Source organism: Streptomyces sp. NPDC058665 (assembly GCF_042714995.1).
GTDB lineage: Bacteria > Actinomycetota > Actinomycetes > Streptomycetales > Streptomycetaceae > Streptomyces.
On the sequence record NZ_JBHXRX010000112.1, the window covers coordinates 6,292 to 14,338 of the forward strand.

Here is an 8,047-nt window from a genome sequence, read left to right on the forward strand (position 1 = left end):
CTCGCTGTGGGTGGTCTCTGGGGGGTTTTGTTTTTATTGCACTTATTTTTTATTTTGGGCTGGTTTGGGGGGGTTTGTTGTCCTCCCCCGGGGGGCCGGGCCTCCGCTGGGGGGGGTGGTGGCCCCGGGGCCCCTTGTGCCGATTACGGCTGTCCGCCGCCGTGCCTACTGGTTCTGGTTCTCACCGCTGTAGTACTCGAAGACCCAGCCCCACAGGCCGATCAGGAGTACCGGGAAGGAGAAGAACAGCAGCCACCAGCCGATGGCGATGGAGAGGAACGCGAGCGCACCGCCGATGGCCAGGGAGAGCGGCTGCCAGCTGTGCGGGGAGAAGAACCCCACCTCGCCGGCCTCGTCCGCGACGTCGGCCTGCTTGTTGTCCTGCGCCATCGCGTCGACCCGCCGGGCCGTGAAGGCCAGGTAGAAGCCGATCATGAGGCTCAGGCCGAACGCCAGGAAGAGCGCGGTGGTGCCGACGGGCTCCTTCGACCACACGCCGTAGACGGCGGCGACGACGAGGATGAAGAGGCTCAGCCAGAGGAACATCCAGCCTTGGACCTTCACTTGCCGACCTCCTTGCCACCGACGAGGGCGGCGTCCTTCTGCCCGTCGTTCTCAAGGTGTTCGAGCGCCGCGATCTCCGGGTGGTGCAGGTCGAACGCCGGGGATTCGGAGCGGATCCGCGGCAGCGTGAGGAAGTTGTGCCGCGGCGGCGGGCAGGAAGTCGCCCATTCGAGTGAGCGGCCGTAGCCCCACGGGTCGTCCACCTCGACCTTCTTCCCGTACTTGGCGGTCTTCCAGACGTTGTAGAAGAACGGCAGGACCGACATGCCCAGGAGGAAGGAGCTGATCGTGGAGATGGTGTTCAGGGCGGTGAAGCCGTCGGCGGCGAGGTAGTCCGCGTACCGCCGTGGCATACCTTCCGCGCCCAGCCAGTGCTGCACCAGGAACGTGCCGTGGAAACCGATGAACAGCGTCCAGAAGGTGATCTTCCCGAGCCGTTCGTCGAGCATCTTGCCCGTCATCTTCGGCCACCAGAAATGGAAGCCGGCGAACATCGCGAAGACCACCGTGCCGAAGACGACGTAATGGAAGTGCGCGACGACGAAGTACGAGTCGGAGACATGGAAGTCCATCGGCGGTGAGGCCAGGATGACGCCCGTCAGACCACCGAAGGCGAAGGTGACCAGGAAGCCGATGGTCCATAGCATCGGTGTCTCGAAGGACAACGAGCCTTTCCACAGCGTGCCGATCCAGTTGAAGAATTTCACTCCTGTCGGTACCGCGATCAGGAATGTCATGAAGGAGAAGAACGGCAACAGGACGCCGCCCGTCACATACATGTGGTGCGCCCACACCGTCACCGAAAGGCCGGCGATGGCGATCGTCGCGCCGACGAGACCGATGTAGCCGAACATCGGCTTCCGGCTGAACACCGGAATGATCTCGGAGACGATCCCGAAGAAGGGCAAGGCGATGATGTACACCTCTGGATGCCCGAAGAACCAGAAGAGATGCTGCCAGAGCAACGCGCCGCCGTTGGCCGCGTCGAAGATGTGCGCACCGAATTTCCGGTCGGCCTCCAGGGCGAGGAGCGCGGCGGCCAGCACCGGGAAGGCGAGCAGGACGAGCACACCGGTCAGCAGCACGTTCCAGCAGAAGATCGGCATGCGGAACATCGTCATGCCGGGCGCGCGCATGCAGATGATCGTGGTGATGAAGTTGACCGAGCCGAGGATCGTACCGAAGCCGGAGAGGGCCAGACCCATGATCCACAGGTCGGCGCCGACACCCGGTGAACGGACCGCGTCCGACAGCGGGGAGTAGGCGAACCAGCCGAAGTCGGCCGCGCCCTGCGGGGTGACGAAGCCGGCCACCGCGATGATCGAGCCGAACAGGTAGAGCCAGTAGGCGAACATGTTCAGCCGCGGGAACGCCACATCGGGCGCGCCGATCTGGAGCGGCATGATCCAGTTCGCGAAACCGGCGAACAGCGGCGTCGCGAACATCAGCAGCATGATCGTGCCGTGCATCGTGAACGCCTGGTTGAACTGCTCGTTCGACATGATCTGCGTGCCGGGACGGGCGAGCTCGGCGCGCATGAAGAGCGCGAGCACACCACCGATGCAGAAGAAGGCGAACGACGTGACCAGGTAGAGCGTGCCGATCGTCTTGTGATCGGTGGTGGTCAGCCATTTCACGACGACAGCGCCGGGCTGCTCGCGCCGCACCGGCAGCTCGTTCTCGTACGAGTCGTCAGCTGCTACGGCGGCACCCTTGGGTTCGTTGAGGATGCTCACAGTTGTTTCTTCTCCGCATTCCTGGCCGGGTCCGTCAGCTCGATGCCCGACGGGATGTAGCCGTCCTGCCCCTTCTCGGCCAGCTCCTTCAAGTGCTGCTGGTAGCGCTCCGGGGAGACGACCTTGACGTTGAAGAGCATCCGGGAGTGGTCCACACCGCACAGTTCGGCGCACTTGCCCTTGAACGTGCCCTCCCGGTTGGGAGTCACCTCGAAGGCGTTGGTGTGACCCGGGATGACGTCCTGCTTCATCAGGAACGGCACGACCCAGAAGGAGTGGATGACGTCACGTGACGTGAGGACGAACCGGACCTTCTCCCCCTTCGGCAGCCACAGGGTCGGACCCGGGTTGCCGTTCTGGGGGTTCCTCGTGCCCGGGATTCCGGCGTCGTAGACGCCTTCGGCGCCCGCGGGGAAGTCCTCCAGGAACTTCTGGGGGATGTCGGCGAGTTCCGGGGCGACCTCGGCGCCGGTGGAAGCCTCACCGTCCACGTTCTCGACGTAGTTGAAGCCCCAGCTCCACTGGTAGCCGACCACGTTGATGGTGTGGGCGGGCTTGTCGTCCAGGGAGAGGAGCTTCGACTCGTCACGCGCGGTGAAGTAGAAGAGCACCGACACGATGATGAGCGGAACGACCGTGTACAGGGCCTCGATGGGCATGTTGTAGCGGGTCTGCGGAGGTACCTCCACCTTGGTGCGGCTGCGCCGGTGGAAGATGACGCTCCACACGATCAGCCCCCACACCAGGATGCCCGTGACGAGCGCTGCCGCCCACGAGCCCTGCCAGAGGGAGAGGATTCTGGGGGCCTCCTCGGTCACCGGTGTGGGCATTCCAAGGCGGGGGAAATCCTTGTATGTGCAACCGGTGGCGGTCGCGAGGATCAGGCCCGCAGTCAGCACCTGCGGCAGCTTCCGCCGCATCGGGCGCCGCGACGAGCGGTCGGAGCCGTTGGGACTCACGTAGCGCCTTCCCGAGAGTCTCGCCCGCGCGACCGGCTGCGGCCGTCACGGTCGTCGCCGGCCCTGACGCGGGCAGGGGTTTGGATGTTTATGCGGACCAAACCCTACTGGACGCAATTTGGGGTCACGCATGGAGGGTGCCCAACGCGCCGTCCGGGGCCCCGAAGGGGTGGAACGCACCGGACGGGGCTTGCCGCGGGGCACTTCTGACGCCTCTCCAGACGCCTTCGGGGAGCCAGGGATTAGCGTTGCGGCGTGGCCTACTTCGACTCCGCGTCCTCCGCGCCCCTGCACCCCGTCGCACACGAGGCCCTGCGTGCCGCCCTCGACGAGGGCTGGGCCGACCCCGCCCGGCTGTACCGCGAGGGGCGGCGGGCCAGGCTGCTGCTGGACGCCGCGCGCGAGACCGCGGCGGAGGCCGTGGGCTGCCGCCCCGACGAACTCGTCTTCACTCCTTCGGGGACGTACGCCGTACATACGGGAATGACCGGAGCGCTCGCGGGCCGTCGGCGGGCAGGCAGCCATGTGGTGGTCTCGGCGGTCGAGCACTCGTCGGTGCTTCATGCCGCACACACGCGGGTCACCGGCGGGTCCGGCGCGGCGGTGACGGAGGTGCCGGTGGACCGTACGGGCGCGGTCTCCCCGGACACGTACGCGGCGGCCCTGCGCGCGGACACGGCGCTGGCCTGCCTCCAGTCGGCCAACCACGAGGTGGGCACGGTGCAGCCGGTCGAGGCCGTCGCCGACGCGTGCCGGGCGGCCGGGGTGCCGCTGCTGGTGGACGCGGCGCAGTCGCTGGGGTGGGGTCCTGTGGAGGGGCGGTGGTCGCTGCTGACCGCGAGCGCGCACAAGTGGGGCGGGCCCGCCGGGGTGGGGCTGCTCGCCGTACGCAAGGGGGTCAGGTTCGCTCCCCAAGGGCCGGTGGACGAGCGGGAGTCGGGGCGGGTGCCCGGTTTCGAGAACCTGCCGGCGATCGTCGCCGCCGCGGCCTCGCTGCGGGCGGTGCGCGCCGAGGCGGCGGACGAGGCGGCCAGGCTGCGGGTGCTGGTGGACCGGATCCGGGCGCGGGTGCCGCGACTGGTCCCCGATGTCGAGGTGGTGGGCGATCCGGTGCGCCGGCTCCCCCATCTCGTCACCTTCTCCTGTCTCTATGTCGACGGGGAGACACTGCTGCACGAGCTGGACCGGGCGGACTTCTCCGTGTCGTCGGGCTCGTCCTGCACGAGCAGCACGCTGACGCCGAGCCATGTGCTGCGGGCGATGGGGGTGCTCTCCGAGGGCAACGTCAGGGTGTCGCTGCCCGCCGGTACGGCCGAGGCGGAGGTGGACCGGTTCCTGGAGGTGCTGCCGGGGGTGGTGGCGCGGGTACGGGAGCGGCTGGGCGCCCCGGTCGTACGGACGGAGTCCGCCGGCGCCGCCGGAACTCCCTCGCTGGTCGTGGACGCGCTCGGCAAGCTGTGCCCGATCCCGGTGATCGAGTTGGCGAAGGTCATCGGAGACGTACCGGTGGGGGGCACGGTGACCGTGCTGTCCGACGACGAGGCCGCCCGTCTGGACATCCCGGCCTGGTGCGAGATGCGCGGGCAGGAGTACGGCGGCCGGGACGGCACCTCGTTCCTGGTGCGCCGTCTCGTCTGACCGCCGCCGGTGCCCGGCGTCGTGAAGAAGGCGTACGCCGGGGGGCGCGGGCCGCACAACGGGTGTCCGGTGATGGGCGCGCGCCCCCTGGGGGGGCGCCTACTTCAGATGCGCACGGACCTCGTCGGCCGCCTCGTCGCCGTACGCCTTGGTGAAGCGCTCCATGAAGTGGTTGCGCCGCAGTGTGTACTCCTGGGTGCCGAGCGTCTCGATGACCAGGGTCGCGACCATGCAGCCGACCTGCGCCGCGCGCTCCAGGCCCACGCCCCACGACAGACCGGAGAGGAAGCCGGCTCGGAAGGCGTCGCCGACGCCGGTCGGGTCGACCTTGGCCGTCTCCTCCGCGCAGCCGACCTCGATCGGGTCGTCGCCGGCGCGCTCGATCCGGACGCCGCGCGAGCCGAGGGTCGTGACCCGGTGGCCGACCCTGGCGAGGATCTCGGCGTCGGTCCAGCCGGTCTTGGACTCGATGAGCCCCTTCTCGTACTCGTTGGAGAACAGGTACGTCGCGCCGTCGAGCAGCAGCCGGATCTCCTCGCCGTCCATCCGCGCGATCTGCTGCGAGAAGTCGGCGGCGAACGGGATGGACCTGGTGCGGCACTCCTCCGTGTGGCGGAGCATCGCCTCCGGGTCGTCGGCGCCGATCAGTACGAGGTCGAGTCCGCCGACCCGGTCGGCGACCGACTTCAGCTCGATCTGCCGCGCCTCGCTCATGGCGCCGGTGTAGAAGGAGCCGATCTGGTTGTGATCGGCGTCCGTCGTACAGACGAAGCGCGCGGTGTGCAGGACCTCGGAGACCCGGACGGACGCGGTGTCGACGCCGTGGCGGTCGAGCCAGGCGCGGTACTCGTCGAAGTCGGGGCCGACGGCACCGACCAGGATCGGCGCGCTGCCGAGCTGCCCCATGCCGAAGCAGATGTTGGCGCCGACACCGCCCCTGCGTACGTCGAGGTTGTCGACCAGGAAGGAAAGCGAGACCGTGTGCAGCTGGTCTCCGACCAACTGGTCGGCGAAGCGACCGGGGAAGGTCATGAGGTGGTCGGTGGCGATGGAGCCGGTGACTGCGATTCTCACGGCTGACTGCTCCTGTGGAGGAGGGCTTGTGGACAGCTCACGCTATCGGGTCGGTCCGGGAGCCTCGAAACGGCAAACTACCCGATAGTACGGCTTTCCTCTCGACCGCTCCGTGCTTACGGTGCGTGCATGAGGAATGACACCGTCCCCCGCGAGCGTGCCGTGCGCGAATCCGATACCAGCCTGGCCGAACTGCGCGGTGACTGCGCGCGGATGGCGCCGGACTGGGTGAAGCCCGCCCCGGACGCTCCCGTCCCCGTCCCTCCGTCGCTGATCCATGGCGTCACGGTCCCGCCGGACTCCGCCCGGCTGATCGACGGCATGTCCGAGTACGGCGACTAGGGTCGCGGGGAACCGAGCGCTCCTGAGGCCCGTCTCACCGGTGTCCCGGCCACGGCGAGGCCGATCGGCCCGAAGGAGCAGACGGTGACCAGTACCGAACGACCTCAGGACAGCGGAGGCGAACGCGACGGCGCCCGCCCGGGGTTGCGGCGTTCCCCGCTCGTGATCGCTTCGGTGGCGGCGGCCGTCCTGCTCGCGGGCGGCGGGGGCGCGTATCTCGCCACGACCTCGTCGGACGGCGACGGCGGGGACAAGAAGGCCGCACGCGACCTGGATCCGCCGCCGCTGGCACTCAGCGGCGGGGCGGACCCCGCGACGTCGGCGGATGGCTCCGGCACGGATCCCGGCCTCGGGATCGCGCCCGGGGAACCGAGCCCGTACGGAGTCGAGTACCACGCGGCCGGCACGCTGCCCGAGGGGCCCGAATCGGCCGCCGTACACCGCCCCGAGGGTTCCGTCGCGGCGGCGGACGTGGCGCGTCTCGCCAAGGCCCTGGGGGTGGCCGGTGCGCCCGAACTCGTAGGTACGGCCTGGAAGGTCGGCACCCAGAAGGACGGTTCGGGCCCGCTGCTCAGTGTCGACAAGCAGGCGCCCGGCGACTGGACGTTCGGCCGCTTCGGGCCCGCTCCCGGCGGCGACAACTGCCTCAAGGGCAAGGAGTGCCCGAGCGGCGGGGGCGGCGCGAGCGGCGACAATCCCGTCGTACCCCAGGACGGGGCGGGACCGGTGAGCGAGGAGGCCGCGAAGAAGGCCGCCGCGCCCGTGCTGAAGGCGCTCGGCCAGCACGACGCCGCACTCGACGCGGGCCAACTGATGGGCGCCGTACGGGTGGTGAACGCCGCGCCCGTGATCGGCGGGCTGCCCACGTACGGCTGGTCGACCGGCATCCAGATCGGCGCGGACGGCCAAGTCGTCGCGGGCAGCGGGAAGTTGAAGGCGCCCGAGAAGGGCGAGGAGTATCCGGTGGTGAGCGCGGCCGAGGCGCTGAAGCTGCTGAACGAGTCGGTGAACGCGCCGGGCACGAGCGGGATCGGCGGCTGCGCGTCGGCGGTGCCGCAGAAGGACGGGCGCGAGCCGGCGGCCCCGTGCGAGCCGAAGGGCAAGGGCGGAGAACCGGCGAAGCCCGCCCGGGTGCCGCTGGAGAATGCGGTCTTCGGTCTGTCGGCACAGCAGGTGGACGGGCGGGCGGCGCTCGTACCCGCGTGGTGGTTCGAGGTGGCGGGCACCGGGGGCGGGCCGACGTCGACGGTCACCCGGACGGCGGTGCTTCCCGAGTATCTGACGCAGGGCGGCGAGGCCGACCCGGCGCCCCCTCAGGACGAAGAGGGGTCGTCGATCGAGACATACAGCGCCGAGGGCAGCACGTTGAGCGTGCGCTTCGTGGACGGCGTGTGCGGCGAGTACTCCCTGCGGGCGGACGAGAGCGCGTCCACGGTCAGGGTGGAGGTGGTGGACTCGGCGCCGCGGGGAGGTGTCTGTATCGCGATGGCCAAGAGCTTCACCGAGAAGGTGACGCTGGACCGGCCACTTGGCGACCGTAAGGTCGTGGACGCGGTCACGGGCGACGCCGTGCCCCTCAAGAAGTAATAAGACCTGGGCCACGCGGAAGGGGGGGGGCCCCCCCCCGGGGGGCCCCCCAAAAACATTGGCGATGAGAGGACGGGGCGGAGGGCGGGCACCGGGAAGGGTGGCCCCCCCCCCGCGGAACACGGGGGGTGGGGGTTTGGGTAGAGT

Annotated in this window: 7 protein-coding genes; 3 read left to right on the forward strand and 4 right to left on the reverse strand. The window is 69.3% G+C overall.

Annotation, left to right across the window (positions count from 1 at the left end):
• Nucleotides 1-165: 165 nt before the first annotated feature.
• Genes ACFWV8_RS37195 through coxB form a run of 3 tightly spaced genes read right to left on the reverse strand, consistent with a single transcriptional unit; the run spans nt 166 to nt 3,259 of the window.
• A complete protein-coding gene (locus ACFWV8_RS37195; RefSeq protein ID WP_384214772.1) occupies nt 166-564 on the reverse strand; it encodes a cytochrome c oxidase subunit 4 in 399 nt (132 codons plus the stop codon).
• The gene (gene ctaD / locus ACFWV8_RS37200) at nt 561-2,300 is read right to left on the reverse strand and encodes a cytochrome c oxidase subunit I (protein WP_384214774.1); all 1,740 of its coding nucleotides are present in this window, start codon (nt 2,298-2,300) and stop codon (nt 561-563) included. The genes ACFWV8_RS37195 and ctaD overlap by 4 nt, the downstream gene beginning before the upstream one ends.
• Nucleotides 2,297-3,259 carry a cytochrome c oxidase subunit II gene (gene coxB / locus ACFWV8_RS37205; RefSeq protein ID WP_384214776.1) on the reverse strand — a complete coding sequence of 321 codons (963 nt, stop codon included), beginning with the start codon at nt 3,257-3,259 and terminating at the stop codon, nt 2,297-2,299. The genes ctaD and coxB overlap by 4 nt, the downstream gene beginning before the upstream one ends.
• A 255-nt stretch (nt 3,260-3,514) precedes the next feature.
• Here coxB and ACFWV8_RS37210 point away from each other — a divergent pair, with 255 nt between their 5' ends.
• A complete protein-coding gene (locus tag ACFWV8_RS37210) occupies nt 3,515-4,897 on the forward strand; it encodes a cysteine desulfurase/sulfurtransferase TusA family protein (RefSeq protein WP_384214778.1) in 1,383 nt (460 codons plus the stop codon).
• 99 nt (nt 4,898-4,996) lie between these two features.
• Here ACFWV8_RS37210 and ACFWV8_RS37215 read toward each other — a convergent pair whose 3' ends face one another.
• Entirely contained in the window at nt 4,997-5,971 is a 975-nt protein-coding gene (locus ACFWV8_RS37215; protein ID WP_384214780.1) for a carbohydrate kinase family protein, read from the reverse strand.
• Between the two features lie 129 nt (nt 5,972-6,100).
• Between ACFWV8_RS37215 and ACFWV8_RS37220 the strand changes: the two genes are divergently transcribed.
• Nucleotides 6,101-6,313 (forward strand): hypothetical protein, encoded by a 213-nt coding sequence (locus ACFWV8_RS37220; protein WP_329388744.1) that lies wholly within the window; start codon nt 6,101-6,103, stop codon nt 6,311-6,313.
• An 84-nt stretch (nt 6,314-6,397) separates the two neighbouring features.
• Nucleotides 6,398-7,900 (forward strand): hypothetical protein, encoded by a 1,503-nt coding sequence (locus ACFWV8_RS37225; RefSeq protein ID WP_384214782.1) that lies wholly within the window; start codon nt 6,398-6,400, stop codon nt 7,898-7,900.
• The last annotated feature ends 147 nt before the right edge of the window (nt 7,901-8,047 follow it).